The following is a 20,623-nucleotide window of genomic DNA, read 5'->3' as shown; positions in this document are numbered from 1 at the left end:
TATGAAACAACTAATTACACTAACCTTTTTCTTGTTAACCTTTACCACATTTGCCCAAAAACCATGTGAATACAGTACCAATGTAAACGACTCGATTGGCAGTTATAAAGTAACGAACGAATACCTTATAAGCGAAAAATATTTTGGTGGTACTTTTGATTATATCTTCTTTTCGCTGGCCCAGACAGATGGTTTGCCTACCTTAAATTTACAACTTATCCAGAAAAGCAAAGATTTTATAAAAGCGAATTGTTTTGATAAAAACTCTAAGGTTTTTCTACAATTAGAAAATGGAAAAATAGTAACGCTGATTCATATCGAGAGAGAAAATTGCGGTACGCTTATTCGTGACGACAAAGGTTTTGACAATCGTATCAATACAGGAATTTTCATGTTTAAAAAAGAAAATTATGACGAATTAAAAAAATCTCCTGTTTCGATCATGCGAATCAAATACCTGACAACTACAGAAGATTATATTGTAAAAAGAGAATTAACTTCTGAGTTAAATGCCAAGGTATATCATCCTAATACGTACTTCATGGAAAACATGAGATGTGTGGAGTAATTAATCGCATTTCCATTTCTCGTTCGAAACCTTATCATTTAAACCTGCTTTTAAATTATAATGCCACCACTCTGAATCAAAAGAATTGAAACCGTTTTTTATCATTACCGTTTTAAGGTATTTTCTATTTGCTTTAACCGGTACCGGGAATTTTGTATAATTATGACTTGCCTGAATGCCGAAGAAATCAAAAGCGGTTCCCATTTCGAGTTCAGTTCCATCAGCATTGACTAAAGTAATATCTACGGCTCCTCCTCTATTATGGATGGAGCCTTTTTTTGGATCTGCAACATACTTGGGATTGGATACAATCTCCCACATTTTTTTCTGAATAGACAAGGGCCTGTAACAGTCAAAAAGTTTTATTTTGCATCCCTGCTTCATAAATTCCTTATTGGCTGCAATTAAGGCTTGCACTGTCTTGTAACGCAACAGACACTCAGCACAATCATATACTTTTGCTTTTAGAAAATTATCTTCGGTCGCATACTTCATATCGTAGATAAAATCACTACTATAATCTTTTAAATTTACAAAAGTGGTATCTGCAATTTCCTGTGTTGTTTCACTTGAATAGGCTTCGTTTTGAGCTTTTACAGCAACTCCAGACAAAATAAATGATAAGAATAATAAAAACTGAAGTTTTGAAGATGGGTGTATTTTCATTGTAAAAATGTATTGTATCCTGTAAATATAAAGATAAAAGTATTCTCTGGAAAATGGCATTTTGTATAATGCTTTATTAATCTTTATACTTTAAACTATGGTCTTTAATTATTTTCTGGCTTTTGAGTTTAACCGCTTTAGATAATTGTTTCCAATTTTCGTCGTATTCAATTCTGTAAACATCATCTTCATTTCCGGAAGGATAATAGGCTGTTGCTTTCGATTTTATAAAATTTTGGCTGACTGACTTTTCAGGAATTGTATAAATAATTTGCTTGAAAGGTTTTGCATCCAAACCATCGCTGTCTCCCATATACGATAAATAAAATTCTGGTTTACCATCTTTATCCTCATCGCTGATAGTACATTTTTGATAATCAAATTCAGGCCAATAGACTACGTTGCCAAAATCCTGGAATTTGGCTTTTTCAATCATTCCTCCGTGATCGTACAGCAAAACAAAGGCATATAAATTGTGCTCGCTAAAAATGATAGTATCCTGAGGTTTGCCTTTCATATCACTATGCTTCCAGGTTTCTTCTTCATGAACCCATTTTTTTGTTTTAAAGTTATAAACCTCACCAACAGCTCCATTTTTATAATCAATCATACGGCTAAGTTTATTTATTTTCTTTTTGAAAACAAATTCAAAATGACCATACTCACTTTCACAATGAATAATCATGGTTGTTTTACCATATAATTTGCTCTCGTAATTAAAATCAATATCAGGAACAGCCTTGCTGTATTTTACAGAATCTTTGGGATAATAACGCTGTACTATCAGAGGTTTCTTTTGTGCTATTATACTATTTATAAAAAAGAGTGACGTAAGAGTAAAAAGGTAATTTGATATTAATTTCATTTTCTTGGATTATGCTTTTCTTTATTAAATAATAAAAGCTTTATTGAGGTTCGAAATTAGTTTATTTTAGAAAACCTGATTACAGGAATTAGTCTTTTTTACACTACTTTAAGGTATTTATCATATGGTTTTGATAAATAAATTAAAGCTGCAATAGCCAGCCAATTGTAAGTAACACGCTTAAAACTTTTAGCATCTGTAAATGGTTTAGAATTATATATAAATTACTCATTAAAAAGAATTATTCTTTTTTATTTAAAAAATCCCCATATTCTCAGGTTTGATCGTAAATCCAATGCGCACCATACTTCTGTGTTCCTGATAATCGATCAAACTTTCTGTATAGCCCACAAACCATTGAAGCGTGAGATAATAATTTTCGTTTTTATAGGGTCTCCAGTTTACCTGCGTCTGCAGCGATCCATATTTCATAACACCGCTTCCTTTTCTAAACAGAATATCGGCACTCCATCTTCCGGGTTGTATCTGGTACGTTGCACTGGCTTCGCCATAACCTACATATTGGGTAAGATACGGATTGTCTTCTTTATCAACAATCGGAATCCATCCTCTAAGTCCAACCACCCAACGCGGAGAAATTTGCGATTTTAATGAAAAAGCCAGCATGTTCCAGGTTCTGGAATAAATAGAATCCCTTCCGTTTGATTCGTGTTCTAACGAGACAGTTCCGTAAGTGAGTCTTCCTCCTTTTAAATAAAACGGGCGAACGAGGGCTACTCCGGGATTAAAGTTTATTTCTGAAAATGGTTTTGAGCTTGCATAAATATCCCAAAAAGCTTTTTGGGTATACATTAAATACGGGAAAAAACCACCCCACAAAGGTTTCGAATTCAGCCTCAGCTTAAAACTTACCTGATATTTTACATCGGCTGTATTGCGGGTTATAGCTGTATTTATTGGTACGCCTGTTAGAAAATAATTGTCTTTGTGAACAGAAAAACTAGGTTCTTTCAGCAGTGAATCTGCTGCCCGAAAATTTTTTGCATCTTCGACAATTTGGGAATTTGTGTTGATCGAAAACAAAATGACACACGTTAACAGGTATTTTAAATACATTCTTACAGTTTAAATTGAAGCTTATTTTTTTAGTTTTTTTACTAAGGTAAGATATATTGATGCATTATATTAACTCAAAAAATACAAGTTTTAGCTCATTAACGTAAAATTTTCTTATGTTCTGCTGATGGAAATAAAAAAGGATTTTCTTCAATTCTGTCAAAGCAATCATAGAACATATTAGGATAGTTATCTGCCTGATCAATGCCAAATTGACCAACCTCGTAATAATAAATTCTTTTTAAATCTTCTTTGGCTTCGCTACTTAAAAAACAGCTATACATCAGGCAGCTCTCTTTTGAATTCTGCTAACATTTCTTCTCTGCTTTGTTTTTTTACAAAACCGCTTTTTTTTCCCTTATCTATTTTGGCTCTCACAAACTCATAGTATTCTTCTTGTGAACGGGCTTTCTTAGTCAGATAGTTAATAGCTTCACTTTTGCTGCTAAATTCTTAGGTCTCAACCTGATTTTTTAACCACTCTTCATTAGGTGCTGTTAATGATATACTTTGTCGTGTCATAATCCTAATTTTATTGGGTGTAAATTTATACCAGACTTTTCAAATAGAATTAAAATTTTATTTTTATTGGATTAACGTAAAACATCCTTTGGCTTTTGGAGATTTATCGTTTAAAAAAAAGCTCTTGTATTTCATTTAATTTTCAATTTCAAAACATTCACAGAATATGCAGGCAATTTCCATTGCGCTTTCTCCCCTTTCAGTTTGTATTCGCTTTCTTTTGGGCTTATCTTTTTAGGATCTGAAAATGTGTTTTCATCTTGTAAATTCGGACTTGTCAGTGTTGTTAAATTTCCTTTAAACTCTAATTTATTTCCTTTTAAATCAATAATAATATCCTGTGCCTCTGCCGATGTATTGACGACTTTTATAATTACTTCTTTGGTTTTACTGTCTTTTACGGCAGATGCGTACAAATTGTTTTGTCCTGTCAATGGTTTTCCGTCTTGGGTAATCGCTAATAAATCTGTTCCTTTATTGAGAGAAAACAACTTTTGTACATAGTAATTCGCTGAACCATACGTTTCGAGATTATTGAACCAAATCATGTCCGGTGTCCACTGCCAGGCCTCTTCGTGGGCCATTAGCGGCGCATAAGAAGTTAGAGTAACTACCTCAGCATTTCGCTCTAATCCGGTCATAAAAGCAGCTTCAGAAAATGCACATTCCCAATTATTCCTGTTATTGGGATTTGCCCCTGAAACACTTTGCGCCGCATATTCGCCTGCAAATATTTTTGGCCCTTTTCTGTCGTAGCTATCATAACGCCCCGCATTTTCTCTGAACCATTGCGGACTTTTATAATAATGCTCGTCGATCAGTTCTGCATCAAGCTTTTTAAGTTCCTGCATGGCATAATCAAAATGTTCCCCATCCGGCGAAGGTCCGCTTCCGGATACGATAATTATTTTTGGATATTTTGCTTTTATTGCTTTTTCAAATACTTTGTATCTTTCGATATAATCCGGTCCCCATTGTTCGTTTCCAACTCCAATGTATTTTAGATTAAATGGTTTTGGATGCCCCATATCGGAACGCAATTTCCCCCATGGCGTATCAATTGTTCCATTGGCAAATTCAATCAAATCTAAAGCGTCTTTTATATAAGGATCCAATTCTTCGATAGGTGCGAGTTCTCCGGTGTTGTACTGGCAGGCCATTCCACAGCTTAAAATAGGTAACGGTTCTGCCCCGATATCTTCCGAAAGCTGAAAATATTCATAAAATCCCAAACCGAAACTCTGAAAATAATCAGGCGTCTGTTTATGTCCAAATTCGACATTCCAGCGGTTCATCATCGTTTTTCTGTTCTCTACTTCCCCCACCGATTTTTTCCATTGATAACGGTCTGCGAGGGTTCTTCCTTCCACAATACAACCGCCCGGAAAACGCAAAAATCCGGGTTTCATATCATACAAAAGCTGGACAATATCTTTGCGTAAACCATTTTTCCTGTTTTTCCAGGTATCTTCCGGAAATAGTGAAATCATATCTAAATCAATGGTTCCTGTTCCTTCAAAAGTTATTTTTAATCTGGCCTTTGCCTCCGTTTGTGTGGCAGTAAATTGTGAGGTATAATTGTTCCATTCTTTTGATGACGGAATTATGCTGGTTTCTCCCAAAACCTTTTGGTCTTTATCGATAAACTGAAAGATGATTTTTTTGATCGTTCCGTCAGGGTTAGCTACTTTTAAGGAAAGATTATATTTCGCATCTTTCTTAATTCCCATTCCTCTAAAACCTTCATTGATGATGGCATATCCTTTATCGTCGTTGATCAGAATACGACAGAAATTAGGATTGTTTTTATTTTCTGAAACGTTAACAGGTGTTGCTACACCGGATTGCATATTCATAGAAGACCTTTTGGTATTGGGCTGCTCCCATCCCATTAAGGGTTTGTCAAACTCAAAAGAGCGGTTTTTAATCATTTCAGCATACAATCCTCCATCGGCAGCAAAATTGATATCTTCAAAAAACAAACCAAACATGGTGGGCTGTATTTTGGTAACCGTTTTAGCAATATCAACCTCTAATGTTGCCTTTTGGGCATTCGCATACAGACTGCCGAACAACAGACTGCAAATAGCCCATTTTGAAATAGTATTCTTTTTCATTTTGATATATTGAATTGATCTTCTAAGAGATAATTAATTTTAAACACATCGTTTATTATGTGAAGGAAATTGGTTTATTTTTAATGCTTTTTTACAGCTTTTAACTTCTCAGGAAAAGCGGATTGCCCTTCCAGATTATTTATGATTAGCGAATCTACATTTTTACTTTCGACTGCGTATGTAAAATAGTCCGGTTTATTTTTCCCCCATTCTACAGAACAGTTTTGCATTTTGATTTTCTCTGCCGAATCAAAATAGAAACCGGCTGTACTTCCTTTTACAAAACCTTCTAATTCAGACGGACGACGATCATAAATACCGCCCTGATGCGGGGTTGTTTTATCTATAAAAACACTGACATTGTCAAAAACTATATTTTGTATTTTGTCTTTAGATTCTGCACTTACATATACTCCATTTTCTCCTGTGCATTGAATATTGGTAAAATAGATATTTTTTATTTCGCCCACTTTTCCCTCGACAGCTCCTTTTGGAAAACGCCAATTGGCATCTTTATGATTTCCTTTTGCCCTGCGATATGCCGTAATATAAATAGGCTCTGCTTTTCCCCACCAGGTATCAGTCGTTAATTTTCCTTCGATAATGATATTAGAAAATAGAACATCACTGACTGTTCCCTCGTCTCTATTCTGAATTCCTAAGGCACGATTGCTGTTTTTGATAATGCAATTATTAAATACCACCTGTCTGATAGCATCCATATTTTCTGAACCAATCTTTATTGCGCAGCTGCTGCTGGTCATGGTACAATTGGTAACCGTTATATTTTCGCAGGCTCCAAATTCTTCAAATTCACGTCTGTTTTTCAGACAGATACAATCATCCCCGCTTTCGATATAACAATCGCTGATTCGGACATTTTTGCAATGGTCTAAATCGATACCATCGCTATTGCGTACTTTTAGACTGTTTAGTAATGTAATGCCGCTAATAACAACATCATTGCAACCTACAAGATGAATAGTCCAATAGGCCGAATTCCCGATATGAACATCTCTTATCCTGATATTTTTTCCGCCAATAATTGTCAACACATGCGGTCTTGGATCTAAAACTGTAAAAGGTTTCAAAACATAAGAATCTTCTAATTCCTTTCCCATAAAAGAAATTCCGTTTCCGTCTATTTCTCCCGTTCCGCTAATGCTGAAATTTTCTACATTTTCTCCTCCTATCCAGATTGTCCCTTCTCCCGGATTGCTTCGAAAAGCACTTTTGGTATATAATTTCTCATCGGGACTTGCGAGTAATTTCGCTCCGGCTTCGATATGCAGCTCTATTCCTGACTTTACATCAAATGGTCCTGACAAAAAAGTAAACGGTGCCGGTATTAATACTCTTCCGCCCGTTTTGCTGCAGGCGTCTATTGCTTTTTGAATCGCTGCTGCATCATTGGTTTTGCCATCTCCTTTGGCTCCGTATTTTTTTATATCATAAACCTTTTGCGCTGTGGCTGTCAGAGAAAAACAAAAAAGGGTGATGCCGATTATAAGTTGCTTTATCATTTTATTTTTTTATTAAAAGATTGCTTTAAAATCTCTTTGTGAGTTTTGGTAATTGAATTTATTTTGACGGCAATACAAATGTATTTTGTTTGGGTTCTATTTTTCTTTTTACAGCAGCTGCATCCAGATTATCGGATCTGACATCCTTAAAAACAATTTGATTTGTTTTGTCTGAAGGCACATTTATATCCTTCATGACAAGTCCGTTTACATCGTCAAAAACAAATGCGGGACGGAAATCTTCTTTTTCTAGAATCAATTTTATATTTTTCATTTCGATTCCGTTTACGTGGCGCACATAAAATCCCCACGAAGGCAATTCTCCAAACATGGTAAATTCCGGATAGCCTTTTACGTTCTCTAACACATCTTTTAATCTTGTCAAAGGCAGATAGGCCATTCCTTTTGTTGCTCTGCCGGGATAGGTAATTTCGATATTTTCTAATGTTACATTTTCAATAGAATGTCCCGGGATTCCGGCAATGGAAGACGGGAAAGGATTATGGAAATAATCTACTTCTGGGCCGCGCAAATCATAATCGATATCCGGACGCCCGAAAGGAATTTGGGCTTTTACATTTTTGATCGACACATTTTTAATATAACCCGGCTGTCCTCCGTTTCTGTGACCTAACCTAATCAGAATAGCATTTCCTGTGTTTACAGCTGTAATATTCGAAACGTTGATATTCTCAATTTCAGCACCATCAACAGATTCTATAGCAATAGCTGATCTGAAAGTATCAAAAACCTGAATATTTTCTATCGTTACATTTTTGAAACTTCCGTAAGAACCTGTCCCAAATTTAACGGCATTGGCACTTGATCTAATGGTACAGTTGGCGATATAAATGTTATTGTTCTGCAATCCCGGAGAATCTGATTTTAAACAAATCCCGTCATCGGCAGAATTGACATCGCAATTTGTTACTCTTACATTTTCACAGCCGTCGATATCAATTCCGTCATTGTTCCAATAGGCCCTGCTGTCTACTTTTACATAATCAACTACAATGTTGCTGCTTTGCTCAAAACACTGCACCCAACCCGGACTATTTTTGAGCGTGATGTGGGTCATGGTAATGGAATCACATTTTACAAAAGAAACCAGTTTTCCTCTTCCATCAGAAGGGCGCAGTCTTCTGTAGTTATAATTGGGATCAATTTTTACTCCGGTATGATGCAGGCTGTCAACTGCAAGTGCCAATTCCCTACCCTGTCCGTCAATAATTCCTTTTCCGGAAATAGCAATATTTTTCGCGGCATGAGCCAGCACCAAAGCTCTTATTCCTTCATATTTTGGATAATCATTCGGATCTGTGCTTCCTAACAAAACCGCTCCATCTTCAAAAAACAATTCCACACCACTTTTTAAAACGATACTTCCGGATAAAAACGTTCCTTTTGAAAAGACAACTCTTCCTCCTTTATTTTTATTTGCCGCATCAATGGCTTTTTGAATGGCTTTAGTATTTACTGTTTTGCCATCGGCCACAGCTCCATAAAAAGTAACCCGATACTCTTTTTTCTTAACGGCATACATTTCAACATTAAAACTCAACTGTAAAAGAAAAAGTAAAACGATACAACTTTTGAAAATTTTCTTATTATTATTCATAATTATTTTTTTACGCATTAATTTAAAATTACCAAAAGACCGTATATAATGCAATCAATATTCCGCTGATAATGAATGATCCAATAATAAACTCTGAGGACACCCTGAACATCGATTTGTCTATTTCGATTTTTAATGTTTTCTGCTGTTCTTCGCTTTCAGGATTAAAAAGGCTGATGGCAACCATTATCAATACGATTAAAAAGAAAGAAATCGTCATTCTGTCTAAGAAAGGATAATCCGGAAAAGCGCCATTTGTCCATACCGGCAGGAACTTTAATACTGCTGCAATTGGCACTGTCAGCAATGCTCCTGCAAGTCCGGCTGATGGCGTTGTTTTTTTCCAGAACATTCCCAATAAGAATATAGCCAAAACTCCCGGCGAAAAGAAACCAACATATTCTTGTATGAACTGATAGGCCTGATCTAATGATTTTAATGCCGGAGCTACTAATGCTGCAATAAACATAGCAATGACAACCACCCATCTTCCGGTCAATACCAATTTTCTTTCTGATGCTTCTTTGTTAAAATATTTTTTATAAATATCTAAGGAAAAAATAGTCGAAATACTATTGGCTTTACCCGCTAAAGAAGCCACTATTGCTGCGGTTAATGCCGCCAGGGCAACTCCTTTTAATCCTGCAGGCAATAAATTCATTAAGGTTGGATAGGCCTGATCCGGTTTTAAAACTCCTGCAGCATCTACCATTTCTTTTTGAAACATGCCGTTTTGATGCATTACATACATGGCAATACCGGGTAAAACAGCAATAATAGGAACTAATAATTTTAAAAATGCAGCAAATAAGATTCCTTTTCGGGCCGTTTTCAAATCAGCTCCCAAAGCTCTCTGAACAATGTACTGATTACAGCCCCAATACGCCAGATTATTAATTAACATACCACCTACCAGTACTGAGATTCCAGGTAATTCAGCATAATGAGGATTCGATTTATCAAGGATCATATGCAGGTGACCCGGCGCTTCTTCTTTTAAGACCATCAGCCCTTTCAGGATATCTTTTCCAAAACCAAACTGCTCTGACAATAAAGTCAGGGACAAATAAGTGGTTACCAAACCGCCCATAATCAATACGATAACCTGAAACATATCAGTATATCCTATGACTTTCATTCCTCCTAACGTTACTATTATCGAGAATAAACTTAACCCAATAACGCAAAACTGAAAGCTCACCGGTGCAATCGATGAGATGGCCAAAGCACCTAAATATATGATGGAGGTAAGATTGACAAATACATAAATCAACAACCAGATGATGGCCATGATAGTACTTACTGTACCGTTGTATCTTTTTGCCAAAAATTGCGGCATGGTAAATATCTTATTTTTAAGATAGACTGGTAAAATAAATACCGCGACAACAATCAGTGTCGCTGCAGCCATCCATTCATAAGAAGCAATCGCCAGTCCGATTGCAAAACCTGAACCGCTCATTCCTATAAAATGTTCAGCTGAGATATTAGAAGCGATCAATGATGCTCCAATTGCCCACCAGGTAAGGGAACCTTCAGCAAGGAAATACTCGTTGGAACTCGTAGTTGCATTTTTCTTGCTTCTATATATATACATTCCGTAACTCGAGACCAATACGAAATAAATAAAGAAGACAATGTAATCTGCGGTTTGTAATGCATTCATAATGATGTGGTTATTTTTTGGTTAGTCAGTAAAATGTATTCTTAAAATGTTTGGTTCTCCAAACAAATCATAAAGCTTCTCAAAGCTTAAATATTAAATCTATGTATCTATACTCTTTTCTCTTCTCTCTTCTTAAACTTTCAAAAACCATCTCTTTTTATACAAAAAATAAAGCAACAAAAGCTGTACAAAGGTGATGGACAGTGCAGTAAAAACGGGCTGCCAAATAAGCGGTGTAAACTTTATAATGCCGCCAAATACGTATTGGGCAGTGTGTGCAAAATCAACTAAACCTTCTGCTGCTATATAAATCAAAATCGAATTTGAACCGATCAACAATAAAGGAAATGCCCATTTATGAAATCCCAAAAGATCAATTACGAGATAGAAAAAAGTAAAAAACAAAATGCTAAATCCGCCTACAAAACATACAAAAGAGCTGGTCCATAAATGTTTATTGATTGGAAAATCATAATCCCAAATAACTCCTATCCCAATCAAAACAATTGCAGCAAGAATCATTACGGCCAATTTATTCCCTGATGAAAAATGGTTGTTCGTCTTTAAAAATGTTCCTAAAAACACGCCCAGTAAAGCTGTTGCAACAGCAGGAATTGTCGAAAACAAACCTTCAGGATCATAGACTGTGCTGTGCAGTCTTCCGGGTAAAAACAAACGATCAATATAACCTTCTAAGGAACCTTCTTTGGTTAGAACGCCCGCACCAAAATCAGGAACCGGAATAAATTTCATTGCCAGATAATATCCTGCCAGAATACCTGTAAACCAAAGCAATTGTGACTTGAGATTAAAATTCAAATAAATCAGTCCGGCAAAAAACCAGGCAAGTCCGATACGTCCCAAAACACTTGCAAAACGCGTTTGGTCGAATCCGTCAAAGCGTAATAATCCGTTGACAACAAATCCCAAAAACAATAAGATACAGGTTCTTTTAAGCATTGATCTGTATATTTTTTTCTTTTCTTTTGATGGCAGTTCCCTTGGAGTTTTGACACCAGCAAGATTCATTTTCTTTTCGAAAGAATACGGCATTGAAACTCCTGCAACAAATAAAAATATCGGAAAGATCATATCATAAAACGTAATTCCATTCCACTCCGCGTGATGCAATTGCGAGGACATCCAGATAAAAACCGGAATTGGCACAGCCTTTGCCAGCGCATGCATGATATGTTCGCCGCTCATAATCCAAAACATAACAAACCCTCTTAGAGCATCTAAAGAAATTAATCTATCCGGTGTAATTGCTTTACTCATATTCTACTTTATTTAAAAGCATATTTTATCTATTGATCTCTTTTTTGAGTATCAATATTTTTTTCTATTTAGTCATGATATATCCCTACAGATCGCCAAAATTGCGATTGTATGATGGCAGAAATTTTGACAATTAAAACCAGCAACAGGTACTTTTACTGCTTTTAATTGTCCTTTCTTATTTTGATTCTAGTGGTTTTATGATAAATCCGTAGCTGTATTCATTTTTGTCCAGTAGATATTTGTCATGCGGGAATGCTCCCCAACTATTGTCTCCACCCAAACCACGCTGGGTTAAGTCTACACAGACCACAACTTCTTCTCTGGGCGTAATATCACTCGAATGAAGGTTCTTTTTTGAGATGCCCCCGTCAAAATCACTCGGATAATTATTCAAAGTACTGATCCCTAAAGGCTGTAAACCTTTTATTTCAAGTCCATTTCCTTTGTTGTTCGAAAGTGTAAACCAGCGAACATCTGTTTTATATCCGTTTTCCTGCGGACGTGTATACGGCACATATTGATCTGCTACTTTGCTTTGATAAATTCCTTTGAATGCTGCTGTTTTTCTATCAGGATAATTTTCTAAAGGTCCTCTTCCGTAATAATCCAGATTTTCGAACTTGTTTTTTAAAACGAAAAGCATTCCAAAACGTGGCATTTCCGGTACCGGATTATTTCCTTTTTTATAGGATGGTATAATTTCTAAAGCTCCGTCATTACCCAGAAAATATTTGATTGTATAATCTGAAGCGACATCATTAAGTTTCAACTTTGCCACAATATATTTTTTTTCGTTTTCCTCGATTACCTGAATCGCTTCTAAAGTGCTGTTTTTACCTGCTGTTCTCCACACATTCGATTTTAACTGCATTTTATTTCCGAAGTCATTATCCGTTGGGGCTCTCCAAAAATTAGGTTCCGGATATTGCTTAAAATATTCCTCACCGTTTACTGTATAATTTGAAATCAATCCTGTTGTCTTGCTGATTTTAACGGTAACATTCGCGCTACTTAAAATAAACTCATTTTTCTCTTCCTGAACTTTTGAAGAAGACGAGGCCGTTTTTTCAAAATAATGATCACTTTCTAAAACAAATTGTTCTTTGGCAATTTCAAAATTTTGGGGCAGTAATTCTGATCCTCTTTTGGTATAAGCAAAAACATTCAATAAATATTCTACTCCTTGTTTGGATTGCAATTTTGGCAAATCCAATTTAAACTGTTTTTTTGATTTCGGATTCAAAGTGACATTGAATGCTCCTTCTTTGATCGCTTTTCCGTTTTCTACAATCTGGTATTTAAAGTTGTATTGATTCAGATTGGTAAAGCCGAAATCGTTTGTGATTTCAATTAGTCCGCTTTTGAGGTCGACAGCTTCAAATAAAATATCCTGATACACTTTTTTTACTTCAAATGCTCCGGGATGCGGTGTTCTGTCGGCGTAAACCAATCCGTTATGACAGAAGTTTTCATCATTTAGATAATTTTGGCTTCCCATATCACCTCCGTAAGCCCAGTATTTTCGACCTGCTTCATCAGTTTCTTCAAAACCCTGATCTACCCAATCCCAGATAAAACCACCCTGCATATTTTTACTTCCGCGAATAATATCCCAATATTCCTGAAAATTACCGCTGCTGTTTCCCATTGCATGTGAATACTCACACATAATAAACGGACGTGCAACTTCTTTTCGGGCTGCATATTCTTTCATGTAGGCAATTGTTGGGTACATAGGACAAACGATATCTGTATTTTCGTTTTCCTTTGCCTGCTCAAACTGAACCAATCGGGTGTTGTCTCTCTTTTTGATCCATTTGTAAGCTTCGTGAAAAACAGGTCCATTAGCACTTTCATTACCTAATGACCAAATAATTACCGATGGCATATTTTTATCTCTTTCTACCAAGCTGTAAATTCGGTCTAAATGTGCTTCTCTCCATTCCGGAAGATGGCCCGGATTAGTTTTTGGATTCATATAAATAAGAGGCTGCCCCTCTACTCCCATTCCGTGACTTTCGATATTGGCTTCATCTACTAAAAACAAACCGTATTTATTACACAATTTTACCCATAAGATATTGTTTGGATAATGACTGCAGCGCACCGAATTGATATTCAGCTGTTTCATCATCTTGATGTCTTTCAACATCGTGGCTTCGTCCTGATAATGTCCTGTAACAGGATTGTGTTCGTGAATATTTACCCCGTGCACCATTAACCGAACTCCATTTACCAGCAATTGTCCTCCTTTTAATTCTACTTTTCTGAACCCGATTTGGGTACCCACTGTTTCGATCAGATCTCCCCTTTCATTTTTCAAGGTTAACAGTAATGTGTATAAATTTGGCGATTCACTGCTCCATAATTTTGGATTTGATATGTTTTGTTGAAAACTGATCGTCTGAATTGTATTGCTTTCAAAATTGACTTTTAGATCCTTAACAAAAATATTTTTACCCGAAGCATCTACTAATTTTGCTTCTAGTTTTTGATTGCCTGCGGCTTTAGATGTCAGGTTTTTTAAAGTTACGTCTACACTTAAACTTCCGTTTTTGTATTGGGCATCTAAATCAGGTTTTGCAAAAAAATCGGCAATTCGAATATCATTCGTACTGTACAAATAAACGTCTCTGTCAATTCCGGAAAGTCTCCACATATCCTGATCTTCCAGATACGATCCATCGCTCCATCTGTATACTTCGACAGCCAGACTATTGTTTCCGGGTTTTAAATATTTACTAATATCAAATTCCGCCGGACTTTTTGTATTTTCTGTATAACCTACTTTTTCTCCGTTTACCCAAATGTACATTGCTGATGTTCCTGCTTCAAAATGAAGGTAAACATGGCGGTTTTTCCAGTTTTCAGGTACAACAAAATCTCTTTTATAAGAACCAACCGGATTATCTGAATGATTGATAAAAGGCGGGTTTCTCTCGAAAGGATACGTAATATTGGTATAAATTGGCACTCCATAACCGTTTAATTCCCAGTTTGAAGGCACTTGCAATTCTTTCCAGTGTAAAGTACTGTAGTCCTGCTTATAAAAATCTTTCGGGCGCTGATCGGGTGTTGGAGACCAGGAGAATTTCCATTTTCCATTCAATGAAAAATACCATGGAGAATTACTGTACTGATCCATTATTGCAGATGCTTCGTCTGCATACGGAAGAAATGCCGCTCGTGCCGGTTCTCTGTTGATCTGAAATACCGCCGGATTTTCCCAATCGTTACGTTCTGTTTCCTGAGCCGAAACAAAAGTTATGCAAAGTAACAGCAGGCTTAATAAAAGTATTTTGGTTTGGTTTTTATGCATTATTTTGGTTTTAGATAGCTGGCAATTCTTTTTATAACACATAGAAACATAGTTTTTTCTTTGTGTCAAAAGGCGTTTTACTTATTATAAAAACACATAGTTATGTGTGAGAAACCATTTTCTTTAAAAAAATCTTTTTTATGCTAAAAAGAAAATCTATGTTTCTATGTGTTTATGTAACCTTTTAAAACTTCATTTTCTCAGGCAAATATTTAGCGACTAGTTCTTTATAATAAGGCAATAACGCTTTTACATCGGGTTTAACAGGTGCTTTTGTATACAAATCATAAGGATTGAATTTGCGCACCCAGTCAAACATTTCGATGTCTTTCTCATTCATCAAATGTGCATAGGCATTTTCTTTGTGCTGTGAATAAAATGAATGGTAACGAATCATATATAATGCAGGATCCGGCAAATAATCTTTCATAATCTGATACAGATATTCATCATGTCCCCAGCTCATTTTTACATTTTCAAGTCCACAGTTTTCAGTATAAACCCCAAATTTCGTATTGAATCTTTCATCTGTATAATCGGGATTTTCCTTAAAAAATTCAGGATATACAATTTTATCGGAGTAAGAACAGCCTACCGGAAATGTGTCGCCAACAACGGCCCATTGCGGTTCGCCAAACAAACACAGAATTTTTCCTAAATCGTGTATAAATCCCGTTAGTACAAACCAATCCGGATGACCATCTGCCCTAATGGCTTCAGAGGTCTGCAAAAGGTGTTGTGTCTGGTCTAAATCTATATCGGGATCGCTGTCGTCTACAAGTGTATTGAGAAAATCAACAGCTTCCCAAATCGACATTTCTTTTTTATTAAACTGTAAAAATTCAGCTTCTTTACTGCACACAAAATCATAAGTCTGATAGGTGTGATTTATTCTGTAAAACTCCTTAACGGTTTCTACTCTTTCTGAATCGACATAATTTCGAAACTCATCTTTCTCCTTTACAGGTTCAGACGGATCCGGATAGCGTACTAACAAATCGTCTTCCCACTCATCCAGATTATGCAACGGATTATTACTGTCTATTGGCTTTTTCATAAGATCTAAAAATTAATTGTTACCAGACAAAAATAGAGTTACAAACCGCAATCAAAATGGATTAATACATCAAAAACATGGATAGATTTTAAATTTATGTGATTTTTTCAATAAAAAACAGTTACCAAACTAATTGTAAATCAAGAGTAAAGGGTTTTATCACTTGATATAACACTGGTATTAGATAAATTACTTTACAGAGACGCACTGCTTGTTTCTGTACCATATAAAATGTGTAGATTCCGCCACGAATTGCACGAATCTACACGAATTTATTGGTGATAATTTGCAGAATTTGTGGTGAAAAAAATACAGCCAAGACGTACCTCTGCAGTATAAAATGTGTAAATATCGCCACGAATCGTACGAATCTACACGAATTAATTGGTGATAATTTACGAAATTCGTGGCGAGAAAAAGATCATTTCTATTTAATCAAATCGCTCTTTGTATTTTTTGAATAAAGTATTCATTACTAAAAGAACTACTCCAACACCCAATAAAACCAAGGCCCTAATTAGGAAATCAGCATTTGACAAATCGAAAAACATAAGTCGGATTACGCAAACTCCAACTAAGGAGAGCGAAACGTAACGGAAGTATTTTTCTTTCAGGATAATTCCGAGTATTAGCAATCCTAAAGATTCTAAAATCCAGAAGAAAGTTAAAATTCCTTTGTCGAACGAGAGAAACAAAAACAATCCGATGCTAAATGTCGCAGGATAAATAATAATACTGTTTCTGAAACTGAAGTCTTCAATATATTTATAAATAATAAAGATGTATAAGGCCAACAGGACAAATATGATCAGATAAACAAATTCGAATTTAGATTCGTAATACGTGAAACTAATAAATGCCAAATGGAAATTTGCCAATAGATAATACACAATACTGATTTCTTTTTTGTTCCCTATTTTTTTATAGTAAAGACAAAGGTTTACTATGGCTGTTGCTGCCCAAAATACCGGAAGCCATTTGTGTTCTAATTGCGAGAACATAATGATAGAAAGCCAAATATTGATAACGATTTGGTAATCTATTCTAAGTGATTTTATAAACTCTTTTTTGTTCATCAGCAGCACTAAAACAATCAATAAAACAATGCTGGAAAGTTGTAAAACCCACGCCAACAATGTAAAATCATTTAGTTCCCGGATACTGTAAAAAACAGAAGTCAAAAGAGACAAAAGTCCGATAATGATCACGGATTCCGGAATCAATTCTATTTTTTTATATAAGATAAGACCAAAATTCAGGATGGCTAAAAGCATAAATAGTGGTGCCAAATAAATTACCTCTACCTGAATAAGTACTAAAGCGATTACCCACAGGTTCTGAATAATGGGCAAAAATGCAATAAACATTTTACCGTCTTCTCTCTGGCTTTTCATTTGCAGGTAACTATAACCAACAGATAATAAAACAGTTATTGCCTGTGTCGCATACAAAATATTTTCACTCACTGTATTGGCTTCAAAAGCAGCTAAATAAAGGCTTAGAAATATCCCGCCAATTAAAAGCACAAAAGAGTAAATGTTATAACGTTTAAGTCTGTCGATTTTTTGAAAAATCCCAAAAGTAACTAATGCCAGACCTCCTAAATAAACCGGAATATAATCGAGCTGAATACAGGAAAATCCAAAAACCAGAGCGTTAAAAAGAATGAGTTCTGAATTGATAACATTGAAATTCGCCCAGCCTGAAATAACAGCATTCGATTTGTTTCTGATTTTATCTGCAAATAAAATATAAATTTCAATTAATGAAAGTCCTATGGCTATTAATCCTATTTCAGTATTGCTCAAAAATCGCGTATTGTATGCAAATAAAGCACTTCCAAATACTGAGAATGCAAGACAAAAACCGTAGAGCAGGACCTGATTATCTTTCGTAAGGGTTTTTCGTTTGAACTGAATCCATAAAAACTCGTGATTGAGTAAAGCGATAGCAAACCATCCAAAAATCTGGATAATAGTATACGGTGCTAAATATTTATACGACAGCGAAATTAGCAATAGATTAATACCAATGATTCCGATAGTTTTGACAACCGATTCATCATTGTACAATAATTTCACAAACCAGTTAAACGTTACTACAATCATAATTCCTAAAGCAAAGACAATATCCAGATTCGATTTTGGCTCTGTGAGGGTCAACATTAATCCTGTGGCAATGGTGATGATTAAAAAGGTAAATCTTCCAAAATCAAAAGTATTTGTTTTGAATCTGAATCGTAAAAGGCACCACAATAAAGCGATAAATAAAAGCGGATAATAAAACGAAATTTCGATCGTATGGTACCAGCTTACAAAAAACAATATGGAGAACAGCACGGAGAAAATTCCGTTTAAACTCAAATCTTTTTTAAAGACAAAAGAGTCAATTTCGAGATATTCTTTTTTGACAGCACAAAAAACAGCAACTAATAATGTTATGAATGTCATGAAAATGACCGTGGCAAATGAGTTTGTAATGTGGGCTGGCTCAAAAGACGGATTGATGCACGTCAGAAAAAATACTAAAGTCATCAGGCAGAAAACGTGATTGAGCACTAAAAATATTTTGTGCAACAGCACTTCTTTGCTTTTGTAAACGACAAACAGACAAGCGATCACCAAAAGGTACAATGCACAAGCAATAATATCATAACCTACTTTCCAATCATTGAGCATGATGATACTTAACGCAAAGAGTATAAACGAAACCATTCCATCTAAATGGTACAGCCAGATAATCTTTTTCTTTCTGGCAAAAAGAGTTGCACAAAGACAAAGGATTGCGGCGGTAAATAAAACGAAAATTTTGATTTTGCTTCCCGTAGAATGTAAAATTAAGCCCAAAGCAAATAAAACCCAATTGACAAGATGCGTTATAAAAGCAATTCGGTCGAAACGGGTATTGGTGTAAATACTGCGATACTGCATGTACATACAACTTACTGAAACCAAAACAATACCAAGTATCGCAAAGATATTCTGAGACGGACTTAAAATACTTGTTCCTTGTGTAAACCAAATGTCAAATATTATAAAGGCGGAAATAACGATCAATAAATGATATTCCCATTTTTCTTTATACGATAAAATTATTCCTGCTGTTGCCGTTAACGACGCCAATAAAAATGTTATCAGGAGTTTCTCGGGAATTACACATAAAATAAGGAAACTCAGTATTACGTGAAGGGATAAAAAAGTCTGCTGCTTTATGATATAACCTACGTATAAATTGATTGCGATCCCAATCCCGATGAGCGAATATGCGAGCGGAATATTATGTATAAAAGTGAGCGCCGGAATTTGTGATGCACCAAAACAGCCAAACAAAAACAAACTTGCTCCGGCACTGCGAAGCCAAAGTCCTGTCTTAAGCCATTTTTCCTTTTTCTGCAGGAAATAATACGACCCCGCTAAAATTCCCGCGTAAAGCCACAGAATCAGAATTCTGAACATTGGCGAAACTTTCATGGCGGTATAAATACTAAGGTAGCCAATTCCTAAAACCATAATGGCTGTTCCTAAAATTCCGGTCCAGTTTTCGGCAAATTGCTGTTCGAGTTTTTTTATTAGAATCGAAAAAGCACTTTCTACATACACTTCTTCTTCGTATTTCTGAGGTTCAGGCTTTTCTTCTGCTTCATATAACTCCTGAGTTTGTTGCTTTTCGATATTTTCTACCGGTTCCGGTGTCTTTATTTCTGCAATATTTTCTTTTTTGTCATTGATATAAATCGTTGGACTTTCTATACTCAGAGCTAGTTTTTCAAGAACTTCTTCAGGTATTGTATCTTTCTCATTTTGGACAACTTCCTCCACAACAGGATCGGTAACGGATATAATTGGCGGAGGAACTTCCTGAGTTTGTTGGGGAATTATTTCTATTTTCTCTACTTTTGGCGCTATCGTTTCAGCAACAAAATCCGGCTGTGTGATTTGCTTTTTGATCTCCTCGATCTCTTTTCTCAAAGAGTTGTAATCTTCTTTATTCTTTCTACAGAGAGAATCCAGGTATTCGTTTTCCTTTTTTAAATTGGAAAAATTATTAAACAAAATAACAATACAGGCGATTAATGCCAAAAGAATAAAATTCTCCATAGTATAAATTTAGAATCGGCTAATGTAAGAATTATACTTTTAAATCAATTTTAAAAAAAGTTTTTCTCCTTTTAAGGTCTGTTTTTTGCGTTTAGTGTTAACATTTGCAGATAATGCATTGAACACTATAATAGTTCATTACGAAATGCACTAATTATCACGAATTTGATTATGATGAATTGATACAATTTGTGGCAAAAAAAATACCTGCAGTATTTGCCTGCTTTGCTTTTGCCACAGATTTCAC

General features: G+C 35.4%; 12 protein-coding genes. 1 reads left to right on the top strand and 11 read right to left on the bottom strand.

Annotated elements, in window-relative coordinates:
- Window position 1: 1 nt before the first annotated feature.
- Window positions 2-568 (top strand): hypothetical protein, encoded by a 567-nt coding sequence (locus tag B0A67_RS11015; RefSeq protein WP_072959993.1) that lies wholly within the window; start codon window positions 2-4, stop codon window positions 566-568.
- Here the strand turns inward: B0A67_RS11015 and B0A67_RS11010 are convergent, their stop codons facing one another.
- The 11 genes from B0A67_RS11010 to B0A67_RS10950 all read right to left on the bottom strand — a co-directional run bounded on the left by B0A67_RS11010 (window position 569) and on the right by B0A67_RS10950 (window position 20,376).
- Entirely contained in the window at window positions 569-1,234 is a 666-nt protein-coding gene (locus B0A67_RS11010; RefSeq protein WP_072959995.1) for a M15 family metallopeptidase, read from the bottom strand.
- 76 nt (window positions 1,235-1,310) lie between these two features.
- Entirely contained in the window at window positions 1,311-2,099 is a 789-nt protein-coding gene (locus B0A67_RS11005) for a hypothetical protein (protein WP_072959998.1), read from the bottom strand.
- Between the two features lie 255 nt (window positions 2,100-2,354).
- Complete coding sequence (locus B0A67_RS11000; protein WP_072960001.1) at window positions 2,355-3,176, bottom strand: phospholipase A; 822 nt, start codon at window positions 3,174-3,176, stop codon at window positions 2,355-2,357.
- Window positions 3,177-3,829: 653 nt separating this feature from the next.
- Complete coding sequence (locus B0A67_RS10985) at window positions 3,830-5,815, bottom strand: alpha-L-arabinofuranosidase C-terminal domain-containing protein (RefSeq protein WP_072960007.1); 1,986 nt, start codon at window positions 5,813-5,815, stop codon at window positions 3,830-3,832.
- 80 nt (window positions 5,816-5,895) lie between these two features.
- On the bottom strand, window positions 5,896-7,338 hold the full coding sequence (locus tag B0A67_RS10980; protein WP_072960009.1) for a glycoside hydrolase family 28 protein: 1,443 nt from the start codon (window positions 7,336-7,338) through the stop codon (window positions 5,896-5,898).
- Between the two features lie 58 nt (window positions 7,339-7,396).
- Entirely contained in the window at window positions 7,397-8,956 is a 1,560-nt protein-coding gene (locus B0A67_RS10975) for a glycoside hydrolase family 28 protein (protein ID WP_084074563.1), read from the bottom strand.
- Window positions 8,957-8,984: 28 nt separating this feature from the next.
- Entirely contained in the window at window positions 8,985-10,622 is a 1,638-nt protein-coding gene (locus B0A67_RS10970) for a sodium/sugar symporter (protein ID WP_072960015.1), read from the bottom strand.
- A 132-nt stretch (window positions 10,623-10,754) separates the two neighbouring features.
- The gene (locus tag B0A67_RS10965; RefSeq protein WP_072960018.1) at window positions 10,755-11,900 is read right to left on the bottom strand and encodes an acyltransferase family protein; all 1,146 of its coding nucleotides are present in this window, start codon (window positions 11,898-11,900) and stop codon (window positions 10,755-10,757) included.
- 178 nt (window positions 11,901-12,078) lie between these two features.
- Window positions 12,079-15,222: a glycoside hydrolase family 2 TIM barrel-domain containing protein gene (locus B0A67_RS10960; RefSeq protein WP_072960021.1), complete on the bottom strand. Its 3,144-nt coding sequence runs from the start codon at window positions 15,220-15,222 to the stop codon at window positions 12,079-12,081.
- Between the two features lie 184 nt (window positions 15,223-15,406).
- Window positions 15,407-16,279, bottom strand: a complete 873-nt coding sequence (locus tag B0A67_RS10955) for an inositol oxygenase family protein (protein ID WP_072960023.1) — start codon at window positions 16,277-16,279, stop codon at window positions 15,407-15,409.
- Window positions 16,280-16,710: 431 nt separating this feature from the next.
- Window positions 16,711-20,376 carry a hypothetical protein gene (locus B0A67_RS10950; RefSeq protein WP_072960026.1) on the bottom strand — a complete coding sequence of 1,222 codons (3,666 nt, stop codon included), beginning with the start codon at window positions 20,374-20,376 and terminating at the stop codon, window positions 16,711-16,713.
- Window positions 20,377-20,623 lie beyond the last annotated feature (247 nt).

Origin of the sequence: Flavobacterium aquidurense (genome assembly GCF_002217195.1) — a bacterium.
GTDB lineage: Bacteria > Bacteroidota > Bacteroidia > Flavobacteriales > Flavobacteriaceae > Flavobacterium > Flavobacterium frigidimaris.
The sequence above is the reverse complement of the archived record's forward strand: the minus strand, read 5'-3'. Positions and strand labels throughout refer to the sequence as shown.